The sequence below is a fragment of the Pseudonocardia sp. genome, from assembly GCF_025465255.1.
Lineage (GTDB): Bacteria > Actinomycetota > Actinomycetes > Mycobacteriales > Pseudonocardiaceae > Pseudonocardia.
In genome coordinates this window covers 24264-49597 of the sequence record NZ_JAODNI010000115.1, presented here as the reverse complement: position 1 = coordinate 49597, position 25334 = coordinate 24264, and the positions used below count along the sequence as shown (strand labels likewise).

Sequence of the window (25334 nt, the reverse complement as noted above, 5' to 3'; positions counted from 1 at the left end):
CAGAAAACACCGGGACCGACCGGGGTTACGGCGCGTCGACGCCCACCGCGTCCGCCACCGAGGCGAAACCGTCACGACGCAGCAGAGCTGCGAGCTCACGGTTCACCCGCAGCGGCCACGTCCCGCCCTGCCGGCAGGGCGGGCAATCCTGGCACGTGCCACCGACGGTCTGGGCAAAGACGGCCGCTCGGGGACTCGTTCGTCCACATCCCGACGAAAGCATCCACAGGAACACGATCGGTCTCCTCGGCCGCCCCGATCCGGGCAATGCTCGATACGTCGCAACGAACGACGGATCGGAGCAAGGACATGAACGAGATGAAGACGACCGTGGTGGGAAACATCGCGAACGTCGTGAGCCGGAAGCGCCTGAACGACGGCACCGAGCTGGCGAGCTTCCGCATCGCGCACAACCATCGCCGGCTGGACCGGCGGACCGGTGAGTGGACGGAGGTCGCCACGACCTTCATCTCCGTCACCTGCTGGCGCAGGCTGGGCCAGAACGTCCTCGCGACGTTCGCGAAGGGCGACCCCGTCATCGTCCACGGGCGCCTGCAGACGCGGGAGTACGAGAAGGACGGCCAGACCCGTCTCTCGGTGGAGATGGAGGCCGAGGCCGTCGGGCCGGACCTGAACCGCTGTACCGCCGCCGTCACGCGTATGAGGCGCGACCAGGTCCCTCCCACCCCGGGAGAGCACCAGGACGGGTCGTCGCAGGACGTCCCGGAACGAGACGGCCTCGTCGAGCTCCGGCCGGTGACCGGCATGCCGGACCGATCGGAGCCCTTCGACGAGTACGGCGACGAGCCGTTCGACGAGGCCCATGAGCGTGCCGGGCTGGACGATCTGGCGGACCTGGCCGAGGCGGGCGTACCGGCCGGAAGGTCCTGAGCAGGTCGAACTACCATCGTCGTCGTGGCGGAGTTCATCTACACCATGAGAAATGTGCGCAAGGCGCACGGCGACAAGGTCATCCTCGAGAACGCGTCGATCAGCTTCTATCCGGGGGCGAAGATCGGCGTCGTCGGGCCGAACGGCGCCGGTAAGTCCAGTGTGCTGAAGATCATGGCGGGGCTGGACCAACCGAACAACGGCGACGCCATCCTCGCGCCCGGGGCGACGGTCGGGATCCTGCAGCAGGAGCCCGCTCTGAACGAGGAGAAGACCGTCCTCGGGAACGTGGAGGAGGGCGTCGGAGAGATCAAGCAGAAGCTCGACCGGTACGAGGCGATCGCCGAGCAGATGGCGACGGACTACTCGGACGCGCTGATGGAGGAGATGGGCCAGCTCCAGGAGGAGCTGGACCACGCGGACGCGTGGGACCTCGGCTCGCAGCTCGAGCAGGCGATGGACGCCCTGCGCTGCCCGCCGGGAGACGCCGACGTCAAGCTCCTCTCCGGTGGTGAGCGGCGCCGTGTGGCGCTCTGCAAGCTGCTGCTCTCCCGGCCGGACCTGCTGCTGCTCGACGAGCCGACGAACCACCTGGACGCGGAGAGCGTCCTGTGGCTCGAGCAGTTCCTCAGCAGCTACCCCGGCGCTGTCCTCGCGGTCACCCACGACCGGTACTTCCTCGACAACGTGGCGCAGTGGATCCTCGAGCTGGACCGCGGCCGGACCTTCCCGTACGAGGGCAACTACTCGACGTACCTGGAGAAGAAGGGGGAGCGGCTCGCCGTCCAGGGCAAGAAGGACGCCAAGCTGCAGAAGCGCCTCAAGGAGGAGCTGGCCTGGGTCCGCTCGAACCCGAAGGCCCGGCAGGCGAAGAGCCGTTCGCGGCTCGACCGGTACGAGGAGATGGCGGCGGAGGCGGACCGCACCCGGAAGCTGGACTTCGAGGAGATCCAGATCCCGCCGGGTCCGCGCCTGGGCAGCACCGTCGTCGACGTCGCACACCTGGACAAGGGCTTCGACGGGCGTCAGCTGATCAAGGACCTGTCCTTCACCCTGCCGCGTAACGGCATCGTCGGCGTGATCGGCCCGAACGGCGTGGGGAAGACGACGCTGTTCAAGACGATCGTCGGGCTCGAGCAGCCGGACTCGGGGATGGTGAAGGTCGGGGACACGGTTCACCTGTCCTACGTCGATCAGAACCGTGCCGGCATCGACCCCAAGAAGAACGTCTGGGAGGTCGTCTCGGACGGGCTGGACTACATCCAGGTCGGCCAGACGGAGATGCCGTCCCGGGCCTACGTGGCGGCGTTCGGGTTCAAGGGCCCGGACCAGCAGAAGCCGGCGGGAGTCCTCTCCGGTGGTGAGCGGAACCGGCTGAACCTCGCGCTCACGCTCAAGCAGGGCGGGAACCTGATCCTGCTCGACGAGCCGACGAACGACCTGGACGTCGAGACGCTGGGGTCGCTGGAGAACGCGCTCGAGCAGTTCCCGGGCTGCGCGGTCGTGATCTCCCACGACCGCTGGTTCCTGGACCGCGTCGTCACGCACATCCTCGCGTGGGAGGGCACGGACGAGAACCCGGCGGCCTGGTTCTGGTTCGAGGGCAACTTCGAGTCCTACGAGAAGAACAAGGTGGAACGCCTCGGGGCGGAGGCCGCGCGACCGCACCGTGTCACGCACCGTAAGCTCACCCGCGACTGAGGGCCACACCGCCGCGTGACGCGGTGGTCGTGCGAGGTGCCGGACGGACCCGGATCGACGGGGTACACGGGAGGCTGCTGCGTGGCGACCGCGGGTATTCGGAGCGAGGCGGGCGACGAGTTCTCGGGAGGTGCCCTCCTCCCCGTCGCCGCCTCGTTGCGCTGGAGTCGACCGGACCTCACGGCCGGGATCGCCGAGCACGTCGCTCAGCGATCCCTGGTCGAGGGGGACCGGCCGCTGTGGCTCGCCGCCTCCGGGTGGTACGTCCACGGCCGGTCCGCGACCGGTGACGGGCGTGAGGCCGCGGCGGACGTCGTGGACCGGTTGCGGACCATGGCCCGGCGCGGAGCATTGATCACGTCGGACGGCGTGCGGCTCTGCGTCGAGCTCGCCGGGCTCGCCCAGGAGAACGGCGACGTGGCGGACGCCCGCGCCCTCGCCTCCGTTGCGCTGGAGGCGGCGGACGGTTCCGCCGAGCTGGAACTGGACGCGCTCGTCGTGCTCGTACGGTGTGCCCTGGCGGATGGGGCGAAAGGCGTCGACGAGCTGCTCGCGCGGGCACGCACGGCCTTGATGCGGTTGCCCGGCCAGGGGCCCGCAGCGGTATACGCGCTGGTCATGGCCGCGGTACAGCGGGCGGCCGGCAGATGCGACGACGCCGTCTCGGCGGCCGTCGACGGCCTTCGGCAGCTCGGTGTGCTGCCCTCCGAGGAGGCCACTGTCAGCCTGTGCGGGCACCTGGCCGACGCCCTCGGCGCCCAGTGGATCGGCACCCTGCTCGATCACGACCGCGTCCACGAGGCGCGGGCCGCCGCGGAGTCGATCAGCGGTGCGCGGACCGGTGGCATCCCCAGCCGGCAGGCCGCACAGCTGCGGCTCTCGATCGCCCGGGCCACTGCCGGAGACGTCGATTCCACGCGGCGGGGGCTGGCCGAGGCGGCGGATATGGCGGCGGCCGCGGACACGCCGTCGCTGGTGTCCGCATGCCGGACCGCGCTCGCCGGGCTCGAGGAGCAGGCCGCGAACGTCGAGGCTGCGCTCGCATCGATGCGCGCGGGCGTCGCGGCCGAGCGCACGGACCAGGAACGAGGACGCCGCTTCCGGGCGCTGCTCACCACCCTGGGCGCACCGGACTCCTGGGAGGCCGCTCCGAGCCGTCGGGAACCGCAGCTGGACCAGGTGCAGGCAAAGCGGACGGGCGGACGGCGCCGCGCCGCGTCCGGTGACGATGAGCGACGGCTCGTGGCCGGGTCGGCGGCCGACGGAGCCTTGCCCGGAGATCGGGAAGAGACGTCCGCGCCCACTCAGGCGTCGGCCCCTGCGTCGGAGCCGGTGGCCGCCGAGGTCCCGGCACGCCCCCCGCGCCGCCGCCGCGCGGCTCCGGAGGCCGGCGCGGAGGGTGAGGCACGCGACGTGCTGCGCGAGCTGCTGAAGGGCTCGCCGCTCGGGGACGCTCTCGCGGCCGAGCTTCGAGCGGACGGCCTCCTGGCGCACGACGGCCTGACGAACGGTCACCACGTGAACGGCGGCCTGGCCGGCCGGGGACGGGCGGACGAGGGCCCGCCGAGCAATGGTTCCGCGAAGGGTGGCGCTGAGGACAGCGGTACGCGGGGCGGCGACACGGCGAGGAAGGGTGTCGAGGGCACCCGGGCCGAGGGCACCCGGGCCGAGAGCGCCCGGGCCGAGAGCGGCGCTATGGGCGGCATCGGCAGCGATGGCCTCCGCGTACCGAGCGAGGACGCGAGAGACTCCGAGGCGGTCAGCGAAGGCCCGGCGGACACCGGCACCGGGCGCCGTCGGAGGTACGGGACCGAGGCCGGCCGGCGGTCCGCGTCGGCGCCCGAAGGCTCCGAGCGCAACGGGCACCGGGCGACCGGGACACCCGGAGGGAGTGCGGCAACGGGCGACGACAGCGCCACGGAGGCGAGATCCTCCGTCCCGGCGGAGGGCGCGAGCGACGACTGGCTCCGAGCGGCCATCGCCGAGCTCGATCGCGTGTGGGGGTCGCCGGCGGCCTCGGACAGCGCGGCCCCGGGCAGCGCCGCTCCGGACCCGCCGGCTCAGAACCACGACGCCCCCGGCACCACGGCTCAGGACCGCCCAGGCCAGGCTCCCATGGCTGCCGAGCCGACGGGTCAGGACGCAACGGCACCCGCCGCGACGCCCGCGGAGGCGGCCCGTCACTCGTCGGCTCCGGACGCCGACCAGCATGTCGACGCAGAGCAGACCTCCGACAAGGTCCCGGTCGCGAAGGGCGGGCGGGCAACGCGTCACGCCACGTCGGGCGCCCGCGCCTGGAGCGAGGACCTGACCAGCGCAGACGACGCACGTGGTGATGGTGGTTCTGCCGCCCGGCACGGCTCCCGCGGCGCGGCCGACACGAACGACGAGGTCGACGACCGCGAGCCGGACGGCCGCGGCACAGGTGCCGGCGAGGAGTTCACCCGGGCGACGTTCGGCAGTTCCGTCGTCGTCGACCTCGTCCGGGGCGACGAGCGGATGAGTACCCAGGCTGCGCAGGAAACGCTGCGGGCACTGACCGAACGGATCCGGGAGCACCTGCCCGTCCACGCGGCCGTGCGGGACGACGGGCCGGACGAGCTGGTCGTCGTGCTTCCCGGACATGGGCGGGCCGCCACCGCGGCGTGGTTGCACCCTGTGCTGCGCGAGCTCGCGGACCACGTCGATCCGGCCCGCGGCCTGGCGGGGGCACGGTTGCGGGGCAGCGTCCACGGCACGAACGGCCGCGCCGGCGTGCAACTCATCCAGGACATCGTGGCCTCCGCCGAGCCCACGCGACGACGGCACGCCACCGCGGACGACTCCGGCGGCCTCAGGGTCGGCGGCCTCACAGACGGCGGCCTCACAGACGGCGGACTGCCGGACGGCGGCTCGGCCGACGACAGGCAGGCGGACGAGCAGAGGCGGACGAGCGAGGACGCCCGGGCCGAGGGCGACGATGCGCGGCCCACCACCCCCGGTCGGCGGGCCAGACGCCGGGCGGCTGCGAGCGATCCATTCGGGCCGGCGAGCTACGTCCTCGGCGCGAGCGAGTTCTCGGGCTCCGCGGCGGAGGAGAGCGGGCCGCTGCTGGGTGACCTTCTCTACCGGGAGCTCAGCGGCGCCGTCGCGGAGACACCTGTCCTCGACCCGTCCGGTTCGGCCACGGACGTCGGTGACACGTCGGGACGAGCGGGTGCGGGCCGCCGGCGCCGCGACGAGGCGACCGACGGCGAGCGGTCGGAGGGGCTCGCGTCGCGCAGGGGGCGCCACGACGGCGACGAGCCGAGCGGCCGGCGTGCCCGCAGGGAGGCCGCCGGCCACGGACCGGGGTCTGCTGTGCGCGAGGACTCCGATGCCGAGGACACGGCGGTCGAGAGCGCCGTACGGTCCGTGACTCCCCGTGCCGGGTCACGTCGCCGTCGCGCCGAGGACAGCTCGTTCCACATCTCCGATCTGGAGATCCGCCCCGGCAGCGGGGGGCGGCGGCATCGCGACGAAGAGGAGAGCGTCGAGTCCGGGCGTCCGCGACGCGGGGCGGACGTGGCCGACCCGACGGGCGCACCGACACCGATTCGCCGGTCCCGGCAGCCTGCGGCGGACGGCGCCACGAGCGGTCGCCGGCGCCGCCGGTCGTGGGACGTCTCCGCGGACAGCCTGGACCGCGCCGACCTCCCGGCGGACGGCCCGCGTCCCGGAGACGACGGCGCTCGGAACGGCGCGGAGGCCGGCGGCGCGGCTGCCGGCCGGGCGGACGCCGGCCGGGCGGACGCGGTCCCCGCTGAGGGCAGCCGGACAGACACCGACCAGACGGACCGGAGCCGGACGGACGAGAGCCGCACGAACGGGAGCCGGTCGGACGAGAGCCGCACGGACGCGGCCCGGACGGACCCGAGCCGCACGACCGAGGGCCGCAGGACGGAGGACCGCACGATCGAGGGCAGCGTGGACCGGAGCAGCACCGACCGGGACGGCACCGACGGCGACCCGACCCGCGAGCGCCCCGGCGCCACGCCCGCCACCTCGGACGACCCCACCGATTTCGGGGAGAACCTCGGCCTCGGTGACCTGCTCGCCGGAGCCCTGGCCGCCTACCGGGGGCTCTGACAACCCGTGGCGACGGCACGTCGACGGGCCGTCGCCCCGCCATCGCCGCGCCCCTCGGTAGGGCTAGGGTTGGTGGGGTTCTGTCACCCCCTGTAGTACCCCGGAGCACTGTGTGATGAGCCGAGCCCGTGAGCAGACGACCGCCGCGGAGTCGGCCGACGACGAGAGTTCCCGTCTCGTCCGGCTGTACGCGCGGCACGCACCCGAACCCGAGCGCCTCCCGGACGACGTCGCTCCCCTCGCCGACATCGTGACCGTCGCGCGCGAGCAGCGCGCGGTCGCCGAGCGTCGTCTCGCCGGGGAGCCCCTGGTCGAGGTCCGGGCGGCGGACGGCGGGATCGTCGTCGAGATCGTCACGGACGACATGCCGTTCCTGGTCCAGTCCGTCCTCGCGGGCGTCGGCCGCGCCGGCAGCACGACCCGCCGGCTGCTGCACCCGATCGTCGTCGTGCGCCGGACCGTCACCGGCGAGATCCGCGAGATCCTCAGCGAGGCGGACCCCGACGCGCCGCCGGCGGACTCGCTGGTCGAGTCCTGGATCCGCCTCGACCTGCAGCCGACGAACGGTCTGCCCCCCGACCGGCTGCGGGACGAGCTGCTGCGCACCCTGCACGACGTGCGGGAGGTCGTGGAGGACGGCGACCGGATGCTGGCGCGGATGCGGGACCAGGCGGACGAGCTGCTCGCCGAGGAACTCCTGCCGCGCGGGGTCACGGCCGGCCCCGGCTCCGAGCGGGACGACCTCGCGCAGTTCCTGCGCTGGCTCAGCGACGACGGCCACTTCACGTTCCTCGGCTACCGGCACTACACCATCGCTGCGGACGGGGACCGCACCGAACTCCGTCCCGAGCTCGCGTCGGGCCTGGGGGTGCTGCGCCGGGACAGCCTCGTCGCCCGCACCTTCGCCCCGGACACCGGTGAGAGCCGCGCGACGGATCTGCTGATCCTCACCCGGGCCAGCGTCCCGAGCCGGGTGCTCCGCCCGGTCTTCCCGTACTACGTCGGCATCCGCACGTTCGACCACGAGGGCAACGCCACCGGCGAGCACCGCTTCCTCGGCATGCTCACCGTCCCCGCGCTGCACGAGAACGTGCTGGACATCCCGCTCGTCGCCCGGCGGGTCCGCGGCGCGATCCGCCGCGCCGGCTACCCGATGGACTCCTACTCTGGGCAGCAGATGCTGGAGGTGCTCTCCACACTGCCGCGGGAGGAGCTGTTCAGCTCCTCGGAGCAGACCCTGCTCGACGTCGCGACGGGTGTCCTCGCGATGGCGGGACGGCGCGCGGTGCGGGTGTTCCTGCGCCGGGACCCGTACCGCCGCTTCGTGTCCTGCCTGGTCTTCCTCCCGCGGGACCGCTACACGACGACGAGCCGGCTGGCGATGGCGGACGTCCTGGCCCGCCACCTCGGCGGAACCGGTTCGGACTACACCGCGCGGGTGAGCGAGGCCAACCTCGCGCTCGTCCACTTCACCGTGCAGACGGACCCGTCGCTCCCGGCCATGGAGGTGGACCCGCAAATCCTGCAGGACGAGCTCACCGAGGCCGCCCGCACCTGGGACGACCGGCTGATCGACCGGATCGGGACCAAGGTCGTGTCCGTCCCCGGGCTGCTCGCCGGGATCCCCGAGTCCTACAAGGCGGCAGTGCCGCCGGCCCGCGCGGTCGACGACCTGCGCCGCCTGCTCACCCTGCCCGAGAAGGGCTTCGACGTCCGGCTGCACCGCGAGGTCCGGCACGGGGGCTCGGGCGGCGATGCCACGGACACGGACCTGCGGCTCACCCTCTACCTGGCCGACGCGCCGGTCACGCTGACCCGGATCCTGCCGACGCTGCAGTACCTCGGCGTCGAGGTGGTCGACGAGCACCCGTCGGAGTTCGTACTGCCGGACGGCCGCCGGTGCTGGCTCTACGACTTCGGCCTCCGCGCCGACACCGCGGGGGCCGATCCGGTCTACGCACCTGACCGCATCGAGCTCGACTTCTGCGCGGCGTTCCGTGCCACCTGGTCCGGCGACGCGGAGCCGGATCGGTTCAGCGCGCTCGTCCTGCGCGCGGGCCTGCACTGGCGGGAGGCGGCGATCCTGCGCGCCTACGCCCGCTACTCCCGGCAGGTCGGCAGCACGTTCGGCGTGCAGTACATGGCGGACACGCTCGTCGCCCAGCCCGAGGTCGCCCGTGCCCTGGTCGCCCTTTTCCACGCCCGGTTCGACCCGACACTCCCCGAGGACACCCGGGAGAAGGCGCACGAGGAGGCGCTCACCCGCGTCACCGCGCTGATCGACGAGGTCACCGGCCTGGACGCGGACCGCATTCTGCGCGGCTACCTCGCGATGATCACCGCGACGCTGCGGACGAACTGGTTCCGCGAGCGTCCCTTCTTCTCCTTCAAGATCGACCCGAGCGCGGTGCCGGACATGCCGGCGCCGCGACCGCGGTTCGAGATCTTCGTGTACTCGCCTCGCGTCGAGGGCGTGCACCTGCGGTTCGGGCCGGTAGCGCGCGGGGGTCTGCGCTGGTCGGACCGCCCGCAGGACTTCCGCACCGAGATCCTCGGCCTGGTCAAGGCGCAGGCCGTGAAGAACGCCGTGATCGTGCCGGTCGGCGCCAAGGGCGGGTTCGTCGTGCGCACCGCACGGCCGGATCCGGCGGAGGTCGAGGCCTGCTACCGGACCTTCATCTCCGGTCTGCTCGACGTCACGGACAACCTCGTGGGCGGGGAGACCGTGCCGCCGCCGGACGTCGTGCGGCACGACGGGGACGACTCCTACCTCGTCGTCGCGGCCGACAAGGGCACCGCGAAGTTCTCCGACGTGGCCAACGAGGTCGCGGCGTCCTACGACTTCTGGCTCGGCGACGCGTTCGCCTCCGGCGGCTCGGTCGGCTACGACCACAAGGCCATGGGCATCACGGCCAAGGGTGCCTGGGAGAGCGTGAAGCGGCACTTCCTCGAGCTCGGCGTGGACACGCAGAGCCAGGAGTTCACGGTCGTCGGCGTCGGCGACATGTCCGGTGACGTCTTCGGCAACGGGATGCTGCTGTCCGAGCACATCCGGCTCGTCGCGGCGTTCGACCACCGCCACGTCTTCGTGGACCCGACGCCGGACGCCGCCCGCGGCTTCGCCGAGCGCTCCCGGCTGTTCGCGCTGCCCCGGTCGTCCTGGGACGACTACGACCGCTCCGCGATCAGCCCCGGTGGTGGCGTGTGGCCGCGCACCGCGAAGTCCGTCCCGGTCGGGCCGGAGATGCGGGAGGCACTCGGCCTGCCCGCGCACGTCACGAAGCTGAGCCCGCCGGAGCTGATCCACGCCATCCTGCTCTCCCCCGCGGACCTGCTGTGGAACGGCGGCATCGGGACCTACGTCAAGGCGAGCACCGAGACCCACGTGGCCGCGGGCGACAAGGCCAACGACGCCATCCGCGTCGACGGGCGGGAGCTGCGCGTCAAGGTCGTCGGCGAGGGCGGCAACCTCGGCCTCACCCAGCGCGGGCGCATCGAGTTCGCCCGCGCGGGCGGCCGGGTCAACACCGACGCCATCGACAACTCGGCCGGCGTGGACTGCTCGGACCACGAGGTCAACATCAAGATCCTGCTGGACCGGCTCGTCGCGGCGGGGGAGCTCGGCCGCGAGGACCGCAACGCCCTGCTCGTCGAGATGACGGACGAGGTGTCCGCACTCGTCCTGCAGGACAACGTGGACCAGAACGCGGTGCTGGGTGTCGGGCGCTCGCACGCCGGCGAGATGGCCAACGTGCACAGCCGGCTCGTCACGGACCTGGAGGACCGCACCGGGCTCGTCCGTGCCCTGGAGGTACTGCCTGACCCGGCCGGGTTCGCCGCCCTCGAGGCGGCCGGTGAGGGCCTGAGCAGCCCCGAGCTCTCGACGCTACTGGCTCACACCAAGCTGGACCTGACGCGCCGCCTGCTGGACACGGAGCTGCCGGACGCGGCGGCGTTCGCCGCCCGGCTCGCCGAGTACTTCCCGCGGCCGCTCCGCACGCGGTTCGCCGACGCGATCTCGCGGCATCCGCTGCGCCGGGAGATCGTCGGGACGCTGCTGGTCAACGAGATGGTCGACGGCGGGGGCCTGACGTACGCGTTCCGGCTCGGCGAGGAGACCTCCGCGGGCCCGTCGGACGCGGTGCGCGCCTACGCCGCCACGACGAGCGTGTTCGACCTGCACCAGCTCTGGGACGAGGCACGCTCGGCCGGCCTGCCGGTGGTCCTCGCGGACCGGATCGTGATGGAGTCCCGCCGGCTGCTGGACCGCGCGTCGCGCTGGTTCCTGGCCAACCGGCCGCAGCCGCTCGCCGTCGGCGCCGAGACCGCCCGGTTCGCCACGATGGTCCGGGCGCTGCGGGAGCGGCTGCCGGAACTGCTCGTCGGCCGCGAGCGGGAACAGGTCGCCGCGCGGATCGAGGCGTTGGTCGCCGAAGGCGTGCCGGAGGCGCTCGCGACCCGCTCGACCACGGCGCTGCACAGCTACGCGCTGCTGGACGTCGTCGAGCTGATCGAGCTGTCCGAGCGGGACGGCGAGCCGCGGGACCCCTTCGAGGTCGCGACGCTCTACTACGCGCTCTCGGACCATCTCGGCGTCGACGTCGCGCAGACCTCGGTCAGCGCGCTGCCGCGCGGGGACCGCTGGCACCAGCTCGCCCGGCTGGCGCTGCGGGACGACCTCTACGGCTCGCTGCGCTCGATCACCCTCGACGCGCTGCGCGAGGCCGCACCCGGGACGCCGGTCCGGGAGGCCATCACCCAGTGGGAGCGGGCGAACGCGTCGAAGCTGGTCCGGGCACGGGCCGCGCTGCAGGAGATCGCGAGCGCGGGGCAGCTGGACCTGGCCACGCTCTCGGTGGTGTCCCGGCAGCTGCGGGGGCTCGCCCGATAGATGAGAGTCGGCCGATGAGTCACGGCGCCCCGGGGAGTCGGAGAAGGGTGACCACCTTCCTGCTGATCCCCGGTGCCGGCGGTGCCGCCTGGTACTGGCACCTCGTGAGCGCCGAGCTGAGCCGCCGCGGCCACGACCCGATCGCCGTCGACCTCCCTGCGGCGGACGAGACGGCCGGTTGGCCCGAGTACGCCGAGGCATCGCTGGTGGCGCTCGGCGACCGGAGCGAACCGGTCGTCGTCGCGCAGTCGATGGGGGCCTTCACCGGGCCCCTGGTCTGTGCGCGGATCCCGGCCCGCCGGCTGGTCCTGGCCAACCCGATGGTGCCGGCCCCCGGCGAGACCCCGGGGGAGTGGTGGGGTGCGACCGAGCAGGAACAGGCGCGCAAGGAGGCCGGCTTCGGGCCCCTGGAGATGCCGGGGGACTTCTTCCACGACGTGCCGCAGGACGTGACCGACGAGGCGATGGCCGGCGGGGACCAGCCGCAGTCCGGCTTCTCGTTCGCGCAGCCCTGGCCGCTGGACGCCTGGCCGGACGTGCCCACGTCGGTCATCCAGGGCGTCGACGACCGGTTGTTCCCGCTGGAGTTCCAGCGCCGCGTCGTGCGCGAGCGGTTGGGCCTGGGGCTGCACGAGGCCCCGGGCGGGCACCTGATGGCGCTGAGCCGGCCGGTGGAGTTCACGGACGTCCTGCTGGGCCTGGCGACCGGCGGGTAACCGCGGTTTGAGAGGCTTGCGGCGTGGCTCGCTACGTCGCGCACGTCCCCCTGCGCTGGACCGATCAGGACTCCTACCGCCACGTCAACCACGCCCGGACGGTCACGCTCCTCGAGGAGGCCCGGATCGGGCTGCTGTTCACCGTGGCGTCCGCGGCGGGGGTCGGCACCTTCGGCGGCGGCCTGCTGGTCGCGGGCCTCGAGGTCGACTACCGGCGGCAGATCCCGTACCGGGCGGAACCGCTGCGGGTGACGATGGCGGTGCGCCAACTGCGCGCGGCCTCGTTCACGATCGACTACGACCTGCACGAGGGGCCGGACGAGGAGTCCCCGGTGGCGGCCGTCGGCGCGACGCGGATGGCGATGGTCGACCTCGACGCGCAGCGCCCGCGCCGGCTGAGCCCGGACGAGCGTGCGTTCCTGCAGCGCTGGGCGGACTCCCCGGCGGTCGCGTCGTGACCCTGCGGCTGGCCGACCCGTCCGAGCGGGACGACCTCGGCGCGTTCACCGCACGCGTGGTCCGGCTCGACCAGACCGCCCACGTGAGGCTCCGGGCGTCGGCGGAACGGGTGACGGCCTGGGCCGCGACCCCGTTCGACGTCCTGGCCACCCGCTCCGTCGCGGGCGTCATGGAGCCGGACGACGTCACGGTCGACGCGGCCGCGCTGCTCACCGCCCTGGCGGTGGACCGGTCCGAGGAGATCGACCCGGGCCCCGGGTTCGGGCTGTGGGCGGGGGAGCTGCCGCCGGACGGGGGCTGGGCGCTCGTCGACGACGTACCGGCCGCCGAGCTGGAGCGGCTCACCGAACGGGGGCTGGCGCTTGCCCGGGAGCACGGCAGCGCCCACGGGCCGCCGTCGTCCCTGCTGGACCAGACGGTGCTGACGGTGACCGGCTCCGGGGCGCGGGGCGGGGTCAAGGTGCCGATGCGGGCGCTGTTCGCGCTGTCCGGGATGGGGTTCCTCGGGGGCGCGGACACCGGGGCCGGCCTTGCAGGGGAGACCCCGGTGGTGCGGATCTCGGCGACCGGCTCGTGGATGCGCCTGGACGCCCGCTACGGCGCGGTCGTCCGGCGGCGGATCATGAGCCTGCCCCTGTTCACGTAGCCCCTGCCACAGGGGCCGGATCAGGTGAGCCAGGCCGCCGCGTTCGGCGGGAGCTCCCCGTCCACCAGCGGCACGCTCGTGAGCAGGACGTCCCCCGGAGGCAGCGGCACCGGGGCCGACGAGGCGTTGAGGGCGCAGACCAGAGTCGAGCCGCTGCGGCGGAAGGCGAAGCAGCCGGGCGGGGCGCCGTACCACTCCACGGCGTCGCCGGCGAAGCCCGGATGGTTCGCCCGCAGCTCCAGGGCGCGCCGGTAGAGCGAGAGCGTCGAGTTCACGTCCTCCAGCTGCGCCGCCACGGTGAGCCGGCCGTACTCCTGCGGCATCGGCAGCCACGGGGCGCCGGTGGTGAAGCCGAACCCGGGGGGCTCGTCGTCCCAGGGCATGGGGACCCGGCACCCGTCGCGGCCGCGGCCCGAGGGGTCCTGCAGCGCCTCGTCCACCAGCACGACGTCCGGCAGGCCCAGCTCCTCGCCCTCGTACAGGTACACCGAGCCGGGCAGGGCCAGCACGACCAGTGCCATCGCCCGGGCCCGCGCGGTGCCGACGTCACCGCCGCCGTAGCGGGTCACCGCCCGCGGGACGTCGTGGTTCGCGAGCGTCCAGGTGGGCTCCGCCCCGACGCCCGCGAAGGTCGCGAGGGTGCGGTCGATCGCGGCCCGGACGGCGTCGGCCTCGAACGGCGCGTGCAGCAGCCGGAAGCCGAACGCCTGGTGCAGCTCGTCCGGGCGCACGTACCGGGCGAACGCCTCGTCGTCGCCGACCAGCACCTCGCCGACGGCCATCCGGCCGGGGTAGTGGTCCAGCACGGCGCGGATCATCCGGTGCACGTCGTGGACGCCCGGATCGTCGAAGCGGGGGTCGTTGTCCCGGTCCCCGAGCGGCGTCCAGCCGGGCTGGCGCAGGTCGTCCGGCAGGGTCTCCGGCTTGGCCATCCCGTGGGCGACGTCGATCCGGAACCCGTCGACCCCGCGGTCCGCCCAGAACCGGATCGTCTTCTCCGTGTCCGCCCAGACCTCGGGGTTGGTCCAGTCGAGGTCCGGCTGGTCGGCGGTGAAGAGGTGCATGTACCACTCGCCGGGCTCGCCCCCGGGGCCCGGGACGTGGGTCCACGCCGGACCGCCGAAGACGCTGCGCCAGTTGTTCGGCGGCTCGGCCCCGTTCCGGCCGCGGCCCGGCCGGAAGTGGTAGCGGGCCCGCTCGGGGCTGCCCGGCGCAGACTCGACCGCCCCGCGGAACCATTCGTGCTCGGTCGACGTGTGGTTGCCGACCAGGTCCACGACCACCCGCATGCCGTACCGGTGCGCCTCGGCGAGCAGGGCGTCGAACGACTCCAGGTCCCCGAACAGCGGGTCGACGTCCCGGGGGTCGGCCACGTCGTAGCCGTGGTCGACCATGGGGGAGCGGTAGAACGGGGTCAGCCAGAGCGCGTCGACGCCGAGGAGCTCCAGATAGCCGAGCCGGCCCCGGACGCCGTCGAGATCGCCCACCCCGTCGCCGTCGGAGTCGGCGAAGCTACGGACGTAGACCTCGTAGACGACCGCCTCCTGCCACCACCGCACACGATCATCCTGCCAAATCCGCAGCCGGAATCCCGCCTTTTAGACCTGTGAGTTGACCATGCTCGCGGCCGCGTACTCCAGGTAGTTCCACAGTTGCGCACGGTGCGGATCGTCGAGCTCCGCCTCGTCGACGGCGATCCGCATGCACCGCAGCCACGCGTCCCGCTGGAGCGGTCCGACCGTGAACGGGAAGTGCCGCATGCGCAGCCGGGGGTGCCCGCGCTGCTCCGAATAGGTGCGTGGGCCGCCCCAGTACTGCTCCAGGAACATCCGGAGCCGGTCCTCGGCGGGGCCCAGGTCCTCCTCCGGATACAGCGGCCGGAGGATCTCGTCGACGGCGACCTGTTCGTAGAAGCGGTGGACGATCTGGTGGAAGACCTTCTCACCGCCCACCTCGGCATAGAAGTTCTGGGGTGCGCTCACTCCTACAGTCTCCCCGGCTCAGCTCGGCACGGCACCGTCGGCCGCGCCACGGGTGGCGAACGGCCCGGGCCGCGGCATGTCGTGCTCGTCGAACTCGTCGGTGATGGCGGCGTTCAGCGCGCGCTGCACGGCGAACTGCCTGCCCGGGTTGACCTTGACGGTCAGCCGCAGCGTGACACCCTCCGCGGTCACCTTCTCGACGCCCAGGACCTCCGGCGGCTCGAGCACGTCGTCCTTGATGTCCTCACCCTCGACCCGGCTCGCGGCGATTCGGCCGGCCAGTTCGGCCGCCTGCGTCATGTCCGCGGTGTGCGCCAGCGGCAGGTCGACGACGGCGACCGCATAGCCCTGCGACTTGTTGCCGACGCGCAGGATCTCGCCGTTGCGGACGTACCAGACCGTGCCCTGATGGTCCCGCACCGTGGTGATCCGCAGGCCGACCGCCTCGACGACGCCGCTGGCCTCGCCCAGGTCCACGATGTCCCCGACGCCGTACTGGTCCTCGAGCAGCATGAACATGCCGGACAGGAAGTCCCGGACCAGGTTCTGTGCGCCGAAGCCGACGGCGACGCCGACGATCCCGGCCGAGGCCAGGATCGGCCCGAGGGCCACCCCGAACTCGGCGAGGATCATCACCGCGGCGATCAGCAGCACCACCGCGGACGTGATCGAGCGCAGCACCGAGCCGATCGTCCGGGCCCGCTGCGCGCGCCGCGCGGTGACCAGCGGGTTCGCCCCGGCCCGGAGCCGCTTCGGGGCGCGGCCCAGAAGCTTGGTGACGTGCCCGTTGGTGGCGCCCGCGACGAGGCGGGTGATGGAGCGATGCAGCAGGTGCCGGACCCCCAGGGCGATGACCAGGATGAGGACGATCCGCAGGGTGGGCGTCACGACCGCGTCCGCGGCGCTGGCCAGCGACTCGTTGTTCGTCCACTGGTAGAAGCGGGCGCACCAGCTGCCGGGGGCGGCGGCGCAGGCGGGGGGTTCGGCGAGGGCGGTCTGCACCGCGTCGGGGATGATCGCCGGGATCGGGGTTGTGCGGGTCATGCGAGCTCCAGACCGGTGTGGGCGGCGAGGAAGGCGAGCGTGTCCACCGACAGCGCGACGCTGCGGGAGATCGAGCGGGCACCGTGCCCGACGTCGGTCTCGCGGCGGAACAGGACGGGACGGGTCGTGACCTCGCCCGTGGTGGCGTCCTGCAGCGCCGCGCACATCTTGCGGGCGTGCAGCGGGTCCACCCGGGAGTCCGACTCGAACACGGTGAACAGCACCGCGGGGTACTCGGTGCCGTCGTGCACGTGGTGGTAGGGCGAGTAGGAGAGCAGCCAGCCGAGCTCGTCGGCGTCCGCGGCCGTGCCGTACTCGTCGTTCCAGGTGCGGCCGAGGGAGAACTCCTCGTAGCGCACCATGTCCAGCAGCGGCGCCGAGCAGACCACGGCGCGGTAGAGGTCCGGGCGCTGGACGAGTGCCGCGCCGACGAGGAGACCGCCGTTGGAGCCGCCGGAGATCCCGAGCTGCCCGGCCGTCGTCGTGCCCGAGGCGATCAGGGACTCCGCGGCGGCGTGGAAGTCGTCGAAGACGTTCTGCTTCCGCCCGCGGTTCCCCGCGCGGTGCCACTCCTCGCCCTCCTCGCCGCCACCCCGGAGGCTGACCAGCGCGTACGCGCCACCCGCGGCGACCCAGGCCAGGGCCGACGACGTGTACGCCGGCTCGCGGCTGATCCCGAACCCCCCGTAGCCGGTCACCATCGCCGGCCACGGGCCGTCGCCGGTGGCCGGCGTGACGACGAACATCCGGACGGTGGTGCCGTCCCGGGAGGTGAACTCGCACTGCTCGGTGCGCACGTCCGGGACGGTCACGTCCCCGGGCGCGGTGCTCTCCAGGACCGTCTCCCCGGTCACGCGGTCGTAGCGGTGCACCTGCGGCGGCGTGACCAGGTCCGTCCAGCCGATCCAGAGCGAGCCGTCGCGTTCCGGGGTGTCCCGGTCCGGCACCGTCAGCCCGGTCAGCGAGCCGGTGCCGGGGAGCGGCACGGTGCCCCGGGGCGTCCCATCGATGTCGTGCAGAGCCAGCTCCGCGACGGCGTGCCGCGCGCGGGCGAGCACGAGCTGCGGTTCCTGCCCGCTCCCCGGCGCCGGCTCGAACCAGCGCACGCCCTCCAGGACGGACTCCGGGTCCTCGCCGACGAGGTCCCGCCAGTGCTCGCGGCCGGGGGTGCGGGGGTCGGTGACGGCGAGCTTCCAGCGCGGGGCGCCGTCGGTGGTGTGCAGGTAGAGGCGGTCGTCGCGGTCGACCCAGGCGACGGCGCGGACGTCGTCGGCCTGGGTGAGGATTGTCGTCAGCTCCGGGGTCCTGCCGGCGCCCAGCTCGGTGATCCACAGGCTGTCCCGGCGGGCCGTGCCGATGTTCGCGCTGACGATCAGCCACCGGCCGTCCCGGGAGACCCGGACGCCGTAGTAGGTATGGTCCTCGTAGAGCCCCGGGCCCGTGACCAGCGAGTCCTGCTCCGTCGGGGCGCCGCCGCGGTGCCGCCAGATCCGGCGGTGGAAGTCGTCCTGGCCCTCGCCCATCTCGCCCGGGGCGACCTTGCGGACGAAGAAGAACTCGTCCCCGCCCGGCATCCAGGCCACCGCGGAGTAGCGGCAGCGGTCGATCGGGCCGTCGACGAGCTCACCGGACTCGACGTCCAGGACGTACAGCACGGACTGCTCGTCGCCGCCCGCGGAGACCTGGTAGGCGACCCGACGGCCCTCGAGGTCCGGCACCCAGCTGTCCAGCGTGGTGAGCCCGGTGGGGTCCAGCACCATCGGGTCCAGCAGCGCCTTCTCGACCCCGTCCGGGCTGCGCGTGTAGATCACCGCGTGCTCCTGGCCCGGCTCGCGGCGGGAGAAGAACGCCCGGCCGGCGCGCCAGAGCGGCACCGAGATCGACCCGGCGGAGAGCAGGGCGCGCAGCCGGGCGTCCAGGACGTCCCGGCCGGGGAGGGCGTCGAGCAGGCCGCGGGCCAGTTCGTCCTGCGCGGCCGACCACTCGCGGGTGCGCGGGTCCTCGGGGTCCTCGAGCCAGCGGTACGGATCGGCGACGCGGTGCCCGTGCAGCTCCTCGACGAGATCGAGCCGTTCTGCGCCCGGGTAGGGCCGGGTCCGTTCGGGCGTGCTCACGCGTCGGGAGGGTACGTCACCCGATCAGGGCCGCCCGGAGGCGGTCGGGTAGGGACGCCGCAGGCTCAGCTCGTCGAGCTCCGCGCCCGTGAGCTCGGTGGTCTCGTGCGCGTCCGGTGCCTCGGGCGTGATGACCAGCGCCATCCCGGCGAACCCGCCGACCTGGGCGAGGACCCGGCCGGGAGACGCCTCCACGATGGTCACCGGCTCGCCGCGGAACCACCAGCGCTCGGCCAGCACGCCCAGCCCGAGCCGGTGCAGCTCGGCCACGGCCGACCCCTCGTCCACGGCCGTGCCGAGCTCACCCCCGAACACAGTGAGGTAGCGCCAGCTCCCGGAGCCGTCCGGCTCGACGAAGCCGATCAGCTCCTCGTCGTCCCGGCGGACCTCGGCGCGGTGGCTCGTCATGGCCGGCTCCTTCCGGGTCCGTCGGTGGCCGTCAGGGTGCCGCGGCGGCCGCATCCCGGCAACGGGTTTACCGCCGCGTGACGTGCTCCGGGACGGCCCGGCCTGCCGGGACGTGCTCGTCCGGGACCGGGGCGCCGAACGTCGGGAGGACCGGGACGACACCGGCCCACACCTCGTCGGTGAGGTCCTCCTCGTCGTCCTTCGGCGGCCCGCTGCGGACCTTGACGCTCGCCTCGCTCAGGTCCATCGACAGGACCGCGGTGGCGGCCAGCTCCCGGCGCGAGGGCGTGCGCGCGTGCTCCCATGAGCCGGGCGCGAGGTGCTCGACGATCGCGCGCAGCGAGTCCCGGCGCTCGGTCTCGTCCGTGACCAGGCGGGCCGTGCCGTGGACGACGGCGCTGCGGTAGTTCATCGAGAAGTGGAAGACCGAGCGGGCGTAGACGATCCCGTCGAGGTGGGTGACCGTGAGGCAGGCCGGCATCTCGGAGGAGCGCAGCCAGCGGGCGCCGGACGAGCCGTGCACGTAGATCGTGTCGCCGAGGCGGCCGTAGCCGGCGGGGAGCACGACGGGCGCCCCGTCCGCGACGAACCCGAAGTGGCAGACGAGCCCGGCGTCCAGCACGGCGTAGAGGTCCGCGCGGTCGGCGCGGCCGCGTTCGTGGAGCCGGCCGAGCGTGCTGCGTCCGCTGGGGGACAGGGGGGTCGTGGAGGTCACCCTCGAAGTCTGCGCCGCGCCGGTGGCATTCTGGGAGAGCCATTCCCGACCGGATCGAGGAGGCCAATCCGGTGGACGTCCCGCCGATCGTGCTCGACCGCTCCCGCGCCGAGCCCCTCGCCGCGCAGCTCGCCGGGGCGCTGCGCGGGGCCGCGGCGGACGGCACGCTGCGCGCGGGGGACCGGTTGCCCTCGACCCGCGCGCTCGCCGCCACCCTCGGCCTGAGCCGGACGGTCACCGCCGCCGCGTACGAGCAGCTGCTCGCCGAGGGCTGGGTGGAGGGCCGCGTCGGCGCGGGCACCTACGTGACGACCGCGCCGACGGCACGACTCCCGGCCCGGGAGCGCGCGGCGGGAGACTCCGCGGCGACGTATCTCGTCATGATGCGCGCCGGGGTCCCGTGCACCGAGGTGCTCGACCGCGGGGCCTGGCGCCGGGCCTGGCGGGCGGCCGCCGACCCCCCGCCGGACACCGAGCCCAGGCCGGAGGGGTTGCCGGAGTTCCGCGCGGCCGTCGTCGAGCATCTGCTGCGGCACCGGGGGCTCGCCGCGGACCCGGCGGACGTGCTCGCCACGGGAGGCAGCACGGGCGCGATCGCCGAGGTCGCCCGGACCCTTCCCGCGGGAGCCGTCGTCGCCGTCGAGGAGCCGGGGTACCAGCGCGCCGCGGGCGGGCTGCGGGCCGCCGGGCTGCGTGTCGTCGGGGTCCCGGTCGACCACGCGGGCCTGGTGGTGGACGCGCTCCCGGCGGGGCTCGCCGCCGTGTACTGCACGCCCGCGCACCAGTTCCCACTCGGCGGTCGGCTGCCCGCGGCGCGGCGGGTCGCGTTGGTCGAGCGCGCCCGGGCGGACGGGTTCGTGGTCCTCGAGGACGACTACGACGGCGAGCTGCGCTACGACGTCGCGCCGCTGCCGTTGCTCGCGGCGCTGGGCCCGGACGTCGTCGCGCACTTCGGGACCACCAGCAAGATCCTCACGCCGACGCTCGGCGCGGGTTGGCTCGTCGCCCCGCCCGCCGTGCGCGAAGCGGTGCTGCGGCAGCGGGACCGCACCGGGAGCCGGCCCGCGCCGGCCGGGCAGCGGGTGGTCACGGCGTTCGCGGCGTCGGGGGACCTGGCACGGCACCTCCGGCGGCTGCGTCGCGAGCTGGCCGGCCGGCGGGCGGAGGTCGTCGAGGCGCTGGCCGGGGTCACGGTGCTGGGCGACGAGGCGGGCGCGCACGTCATCGTCCCGGTGCCGGACGTCGCCACCGAACGGGCCGTGCTGCGCTGCGCCGAGGCCGCCGGGATCGCGCTCGACGGGCTCGAGCGCCACCACGCCGCCACGTCGACGCCGGGGATCGTGCTCGGCTACGCGGGCTCGACCCGCGCCGAGCTGCGAGCAGCCCTCCCGCACCTCGCGGCGATCCTCCGGGAGGCCCTTGCCGGGGCGGCGCCGCACGCTCGGATCGCCACCCGCATTCCCCGCTGACGAACCGGGCCCCCGGCCCTACGGTCTGGGCGTGGTCACCCGCTCCGATGTCCCGCCGGACAGGCCCCCTGTGGGGACACGGCGAGCTCCTGGACAGCGCGGGGCAGCGCGTCCACTACACGCGCGGCGGGAGCGGCCCGACGGTCGTCTGCCTGCACGGGTGGCCGGGCTTCTGGATCGACTACCGCTGCCTGCGCCCGCTGCTGGAGCCGGACGCGGACGTCGTCGCGATCGACCTCCGCCGCTTCGGCGGCTCCATGGACGCGGAGATGCACGCGGACCACTTCGGCCGGGCCGGGCAGGTCGGCGTGGTGCGGGACGTGTTCGACGCGCTGGGGATCGCGCAGGCGGTGCTGGTCGGCTACGACGTCGGCTCGTCCGTCGCGATCCAGTTCGCCCGGGAGTCCCCGGAGCGGGTCACCGGCCTGGTGCTGGGCAACCCGATGCACCCGGCGTCGGCGCCGCTCGCGCTGGAGCCGGACCACCGCGGGGAGTTCTGGTACCAGGACTTCCACCAGCTACGGCTGGCCGGCGAGCTCGTCGACGGCCGGCCGGGCGCGGTGCTGTCCTACCTGCGGCACTTCTACGGGCATTGGGGCCACCGGCCCGCGGCCTTCCACCCGGACCACCTCGACGACCTGGTGCGCGCCTACGCCCGCCGGGGCGCGTTCTCGCGCAGCGTGAACTGGTACCGCTCGGGCTCGTCGACGGTCTTCGCGGCGCTCGCGGCCCGGGACGCGGAGTCGCCGTCGCCGGTCACGGTGCCTGCGTCGGTGCTCTGGGGCGCGGCCGACCCGCTGTACCCGCCGGTCTTCGCCGAGGGCCTGGAGAAGACCCTGCCGGACCACACGCTGCGGGTGCTCGACGACATCGGCCACTTCGTCCCGCTCGAGGCCCCGGACGAGACCGCCGCGGCGGTCCGCCGGTTCCTCTAGGCGGCCGCTCAGTCGCCTGCGATCGGCAGCGGTGCGGTGCGGGGGCGCCGGGGCGTGCCCACCGCGCCGAGCTGCACGTCCGCCGTGGTGGTCCCGGATCCCGTGAGGTCCACCCGGGCCACCCCGGGCAGGTGCACGCTCGTCGTGACCGTGTAGCTGCCGGGCATGAGCTCGGGGACCCGGTAGCCGCCGTCGTCCCCGCTCGTGGCGGTCGCGACGACCGTCCCCTCGGCGTCGACGACCGTGATCATCGCGTTCGGCAGGGGCCGCCGGTCCGGGCCGGTGACCTGCCCGGCGAGGCCGCCCGCGGCGCTGATCGCCAGCGCCACCGGCACCGATGCCTCGGCGACGACGTGCACCGACGTCGCCTGCGGCGCCCGGCCCGCGAGGGTCGCCGTGATCGTCGTCGGGCCGACGGGCAGGCCCTCCATCCGGAAGGTGCCGTCGGGGTCCGTGACGGCCCGGCCGGTCAACCGGCCCCCCGCATCGAGCGCCAGCACCGTCACGCCGGGGACCCCGGCCGGGCCGCTCCCGCTGCGGACGATGCCGTGCACCGCGCCGTCCCCGCGCAGGTCGAAGTCCTGTCGCGCGCCCCGGCCGTCGAGCGTCACCGCGGCGACCTCGGGCCGGAAGCCCGGCGCGGTCGCGACGACCATGAACGTGCCGGTGCCGAGCCCGAAGAGCGCGTACCCACCCGCGGGGTCGACCTCGGTGCGCCCGACCTGACGACCGTCGGGTGCGGTCACGGTGACGATGCCCTGGGCGATCGCGGTGCCGTGCGGGGTGCGCAGCGCGCCGACGACCGACCCGGGCGTGCCCGGCTCGACGGGCGCGGACGCCCCGGCCCCGACCAGGCCGGTCGCACGCACGGCCGCGGCCACCGCGCCGCTGTGGGCGGCGACGTCCCCGTGGAGGCCCTGCTCGTCGACCAGCTCGCCGCCCTCGGCCGCGAGCTCGGCCCCGACTGGCTCGTGCGCCGCGCCGGGGGCGACCCGCTTGCCGGTGAACGCCGAGGCGACCGCGGCGACCAGGCAGGCGATCACGGCGAACCAGAACGCCGCGGTCAGGCCGTCGGAGAACGGGCCGGAGATCAGGTTCGGGAAGAAGCTGCGCCCGGTGAGGAACGCGGCCTGGTCCGGCGGGATGACGTTCAGGACGTTCCCGAGCAGCTCCTGCACCGGGTTGTAGCCCAGGAACGCCGCGAACAGGACTCCGACGGGCGGTAGGGCCGCGATCCGGCTCGCCTCCGCCGCGGGCACGCCGTGCTGCAGCAGCCCGCTCTCCATCACCGCCGGCAGGTGGCTCGACAGGCCGGCGATCATCAGGCTGAAGAAGAAGCCGATGGACAGCACCATCGCGGAGTTCTGGAACGTCGCCGTCATCCCGGCACCGGCGCCGCGGGCGTTCGCCGGCAGCGCGTTCATGATCTCGGCCCGGTTCGGCGAGGAGAACAGGCCCATGCCGAGCCCGTTGAGCAGCAGGATCAGCGCGAAGACCCAGTAGTCGAAGTCCACGGGCAGCAGCTCGAGGAGCAGGAAGCTGACGGCGCTGATCACCATGCCGCCGGTGGTGAACAGCTTCGCGCCGGACCTGTCGGACAGCCAGCCGGAGAGCGGCGCCGCGATCAGGAACCCGATCGTCAGCGGGAGCATGTAGATGCCCGCCCACAGCGGTGTCTGCTCGAAGCTGTAGCCGTGCTGCGGCAGCCAGATTCCCTGCAGCCAGATGATGAGGACGAACTGCAGGCCGCCGCGGCCGAGCGAGGCGAGCAGGTTGGCCAGGTTGCCCAAGGTGAAGGGCCGGTTGCGGAACAGCGAGAGCTCGAAGAGTGGCTTCGCGACCTTGGTCTCGATGACGCCGAACGCGATCAGCACGACGACGCCGCCGATGATGCAGCCGAGCACCATCGGGCTCGTCCAGCCCATGGTGTGCCCGCCGTAGGGCTGGATGCCGTAGGTGATGCCGACCAGCACGGCGATGAGGCCCACCGCGAAGGTGATGTTGCCCCACCAGTCCATCTTGGCGGGCTGGCGGTTGCCGTTGTCCTTGAGCTTCAGGTAGGCCCAGATCGTGCCGAAGACGCCGAACGGCACGGACACGAAGAAGACGAGGTGCCAGTTCACCGGGCCGAGCAGGCCGCCGATGACCAGGCCGAGGAACGAGCCGGCGATCGCCGCAACCCCGTTGATGCCCAGCGCCGTCCCGCGCTGGCGGACGGGGAACGCGTCGGTGAGGATCGCGCTGGAGTTCGCCATCAGGAACGCGCCGCCGATGCCCTGCACGATGCGCCAGCCGATGAGCCACAACGCGGCCGCGTCGCCCTGTTGCCAGGTGATCCCGAGGAACACCGAGGCGATCGCGAAGATCGCGAAGCCCATGTTGTACATCCGGACCCGGCCGAACATGTCCCCGAGCCGGCCGAAGCCGACCACCAGCACCGCGGTGACCACGAGGAAGCCCATGATCATCCACAGCAGATAGCTGGTGTTGGACGACTCGAGCGGGTTGATCCCGATGCCGCGGAAGATGTCCGGCAGCGCGATGAGCACGATCGACGAGTTGATCGTCGCCATGAGCATGCCCAACGTCGTGTTGGACAGCGCGATCCACTTGTACCGGGGGTCAGGGTCGGCCTGACCGCTCCCGGCTCCGACGACTGCTGCCGACGTTTCGGCTGGCACGAGGCCTCCCACCCGAGATTTCGACGATTAGTTGTCTCAGGCTAACTGTTGCGTCATGCCACGGTCGACCCTGGAGTTCTCGGAGGGGCCGTGGGATGTCCCACAGCGGAATCGGTGGAGGGCCCGGGATCAGGCGTTCCCATAGACCCGCACCGGCGTGACCAGCACCGCCACCCGGCCTTCCTCCCGCATCACCCGGTCATAGGTGTCCCAGTCGTCGTGCGTGCCACCGGCGGCCTCGAACACCGCCCGGAGCAGCAGCCGCAGTGTCTCCGCGTCGACGTCCCCGGGCCCGATCAGCTCCGCTGTCCCGTCCACGGCGGCCCAGCGCCAGCCGGCCCTCCAGAGCACCGAGGTCGCGGGCCGGGCGCGCAGGTTTCGGAGCTTCACCTGTCCGTAGGTGACATATCCGACGACCGGCTCCCCGTTCGTCGGGTGGTCGAGGACCCCGGCGTTGACCAGCGAGGAATGGGGGGTCCCGTCCGCGCGGACGACGGCCACGCTCGCCAGGCCGCTGTCCTTGCGGACGATGTGCCGGACGGCTTCCAGATCGGGTGCGCTCACGCATCGAGTGT

At 73.5% G+C, this 25334-nt stretch carries 17 protein-coding genes; 9 read left to right on the top strand and 8 right to left on the bottom strand.

Translation table 11 applies throughout. The features are described from left to right. The first annotated feature begins 309 nt into the window (after positions 1-309). The 7 genes from ssb (at position 310) to JWP64_RS14020 (ending at position 13411) form a co-directional block, all read left to right on the top strand. Positions 310-891 carry a single-stranded DNA-binding protein gene (gene ssb / locus JWP64_RS14050; protein WP_297496457.1) on the top strand — a complete coding sequence of 194 codons (582 nt, stop codon included), beginning with the start codon at positions 310-312 and terminating at the stop codon, positions 889-891. A 24-nt stretch (positions 892-915) separates the two neighbouring features. Continuing rightward, a complete protein-coding gene (ettA, locus tag JWP64_RS14045; protein ID WP_297496455.1) occupies positions 916-2592 on the top strand; it encodes an energy-dependent translational throttle protein EttA in 1677 nt (558 codons plus the stop codon). A gap of 81 nt (positions 2593-2673) precedes the next feature. After that, entirely contained in the window at positions 2674-6699 is a 4026-nt protein-coding gene (locus tag JWP64_RS14040) for a hypothetical protein (RefSeq protein WP_297496453.1), read from the top strand. A gap of 115 nt (positions 6700-6814) precedes the next feature. Then, complete coding sequence (locus tag JWP64_RS14035; RefSeq protein WP_297496452.1) at positions 6815-11590, top strand: NAD-glutamate dehydrogenase; 4776 nt, start codon at positions 6815-6817, stop codon at positions 11588-11590. Positions 11591-11637: 47 nt separating this feature from the next. Next, a complete protein-coding gene (locus tag JWP64_RS14030) occupies positions 11638-12306 on the top strand; it encodes an alpha/beta hydrolase (protein ID WP_297496450.1) in 669 nt (222 codons plus the stop codon). Between the two features lie 23 nt (positions 12307-12329). Then, positions 12330-12764, top strand: a complete 435-nt coding sequence (locus tag JWP64_RS14025; RefSeq protein WP_297496449.1) for a thioesterase family protein — start codon at positions 12330-12332, stop codon at positions 12762-12764. Positions 12765-12766: 2 nt separating this feature from the next. Continuing rightward, positions 12767-13411, top strand: a complete 645-nt coding sequence (locus JWP64_RS14020; RefSeq protein ID WP_297496465.1) for a hypothetical protein — start codon at positions 12767-12769, stop codon at positions 13409-13411. A 20-nt stretch (positions 13412-13431) separates the two neighbouring features. Here JWP64_RS14020 and JWP64_RS14015 read toward each other — a convergent pair whose 3' ends face one another. The 6 genes from JWP64_RS14015 to JWP64_RS13990 form a co-directional block, all read right to left on the bottom strand. Continuing rightward, on the bottom strand, positions 13432-14970 hold the full coding sequence (locus tag JWP64_RS14015; protein WP_297496447.1) for a glycoside hydrolase family 13 protein: 1539 nt from the start codon (positions 14968-14970) through the stop codon (positions 13432-13434). 39 nt (positions 14971-15009) lie between these two features. Then, positions 15010-15393, bottom strand: a complete 384-nt coding sequence (locus tag JWP64_RS14010; RefSeq protein ID WP_297496445.1) for a globin — start codon at positions 15391-15393, stop codon at positions 15010-15012. A gap of 18 nt (positions 15394-15411) precedes the next feature. Next, on the bottom strand, positions 15412-16437 hold the full coding sequence (locus JWP64_RS14005; protein ID WP_297496443.1) for a mechanosensitive ion channel family protein: 1026 nt from the start codon (positions 16435-16437) through the stop codon (positions 15412-15414). Beyond that, positions 16434-18551 (bottom strand): prolyl oligopeptidase family serine peptidase, encoded by a 2118-nt coding sequence (locus JWP64_RS14000; RefSeq protein ID WP_297496441.1) that lies wholly within the window; start codon positions 18549-18551, stop codon positions 16434-16436. Before JWP64_RS14000 ends, JWP64_RS14005 begins: the two co-directional genes overlap by 4 nt. A 24-nt stretch (positions 18552-18575) precedes the next feature. Then, on the bottom strand, positions 18576-18959 hold the full coding sequence (locus JWP64_RS13995; RefSeq protein ID WP_297496439.1) for a hypothetical protein: 384 nt from the start codon (positions 18957-18959) through the stop codon (positions 18576-18578). Positions 18960-19026: 67 nt separating this feature from the next. Further along, positions 19027-19674, bottom strand: a complete 648-nt coding sequence (locus tag JWP64_RS13990) for a pyridoxamine 5'-phosphate oxidase family protein (RefSeq protein WP_297496437.1) — start codon at positions 19672-19674, stop codon at positions 19027-19029. 71 nt (positions 19675-19745) lie between these two features. Between JWP64_RS13990 and JWP64_RS13985 the strand changes: the two genes are divergently transcribed. Then, positions 19746-21143: a PLP-dependent aminotransferase family protein gene (locus JWP64_RS13985; RefSeq protein ID WP_297496435.1), complete on the top strand. Its 1398-nt coding sequence runs from the start codon at positions 19746-19748 to the stop codon at positions 21141-21143. Positions 21144-21190: 47 nt separating this feature from the next. Further along, positions 21191-22078, top strand: a complete 888-nt coding sequence (locus JWP64_RS13980) for an alpha/beta hydrolase (protein WP_297496433.1) — start codon at positions 21191-21193, stop codon at positions 22076-22078. 8 nt (positions 22079-22086) lie between these two features. Here JWP64_RS13980 and JWP64_RS13975 read toward each other — a convergent pair whose 3' ends face one another. Both JWP64_RS13975 and JWP64_RS13970 read right to left on the bottom strand, forming a co-directional pair. Then, positions 22087-24657, bottom strand: a complete 2571-nt coding sequence (locus JWP64_RS13975) for an MFS transporter (RefSeq protein ID WP_366889926.1) — start codon at positions 24655-24657, stop codon at positions 22087-22089. 231 nt (positions 24658-24888) lie between these two features. Further along, on the bottom strand, positions 24889-25323 hold the full coding sequence (locus JWP64_RS13970; protein WP_297496429.1) for a TIGR03618 family F420-dependent PPOX class oxidoreductase: 435 nt from the start codon (positions 25321-25323) through the stop codon (positions 24889-24891). Positions 25324-25334 lie beyond the last annotated feature (11 nt).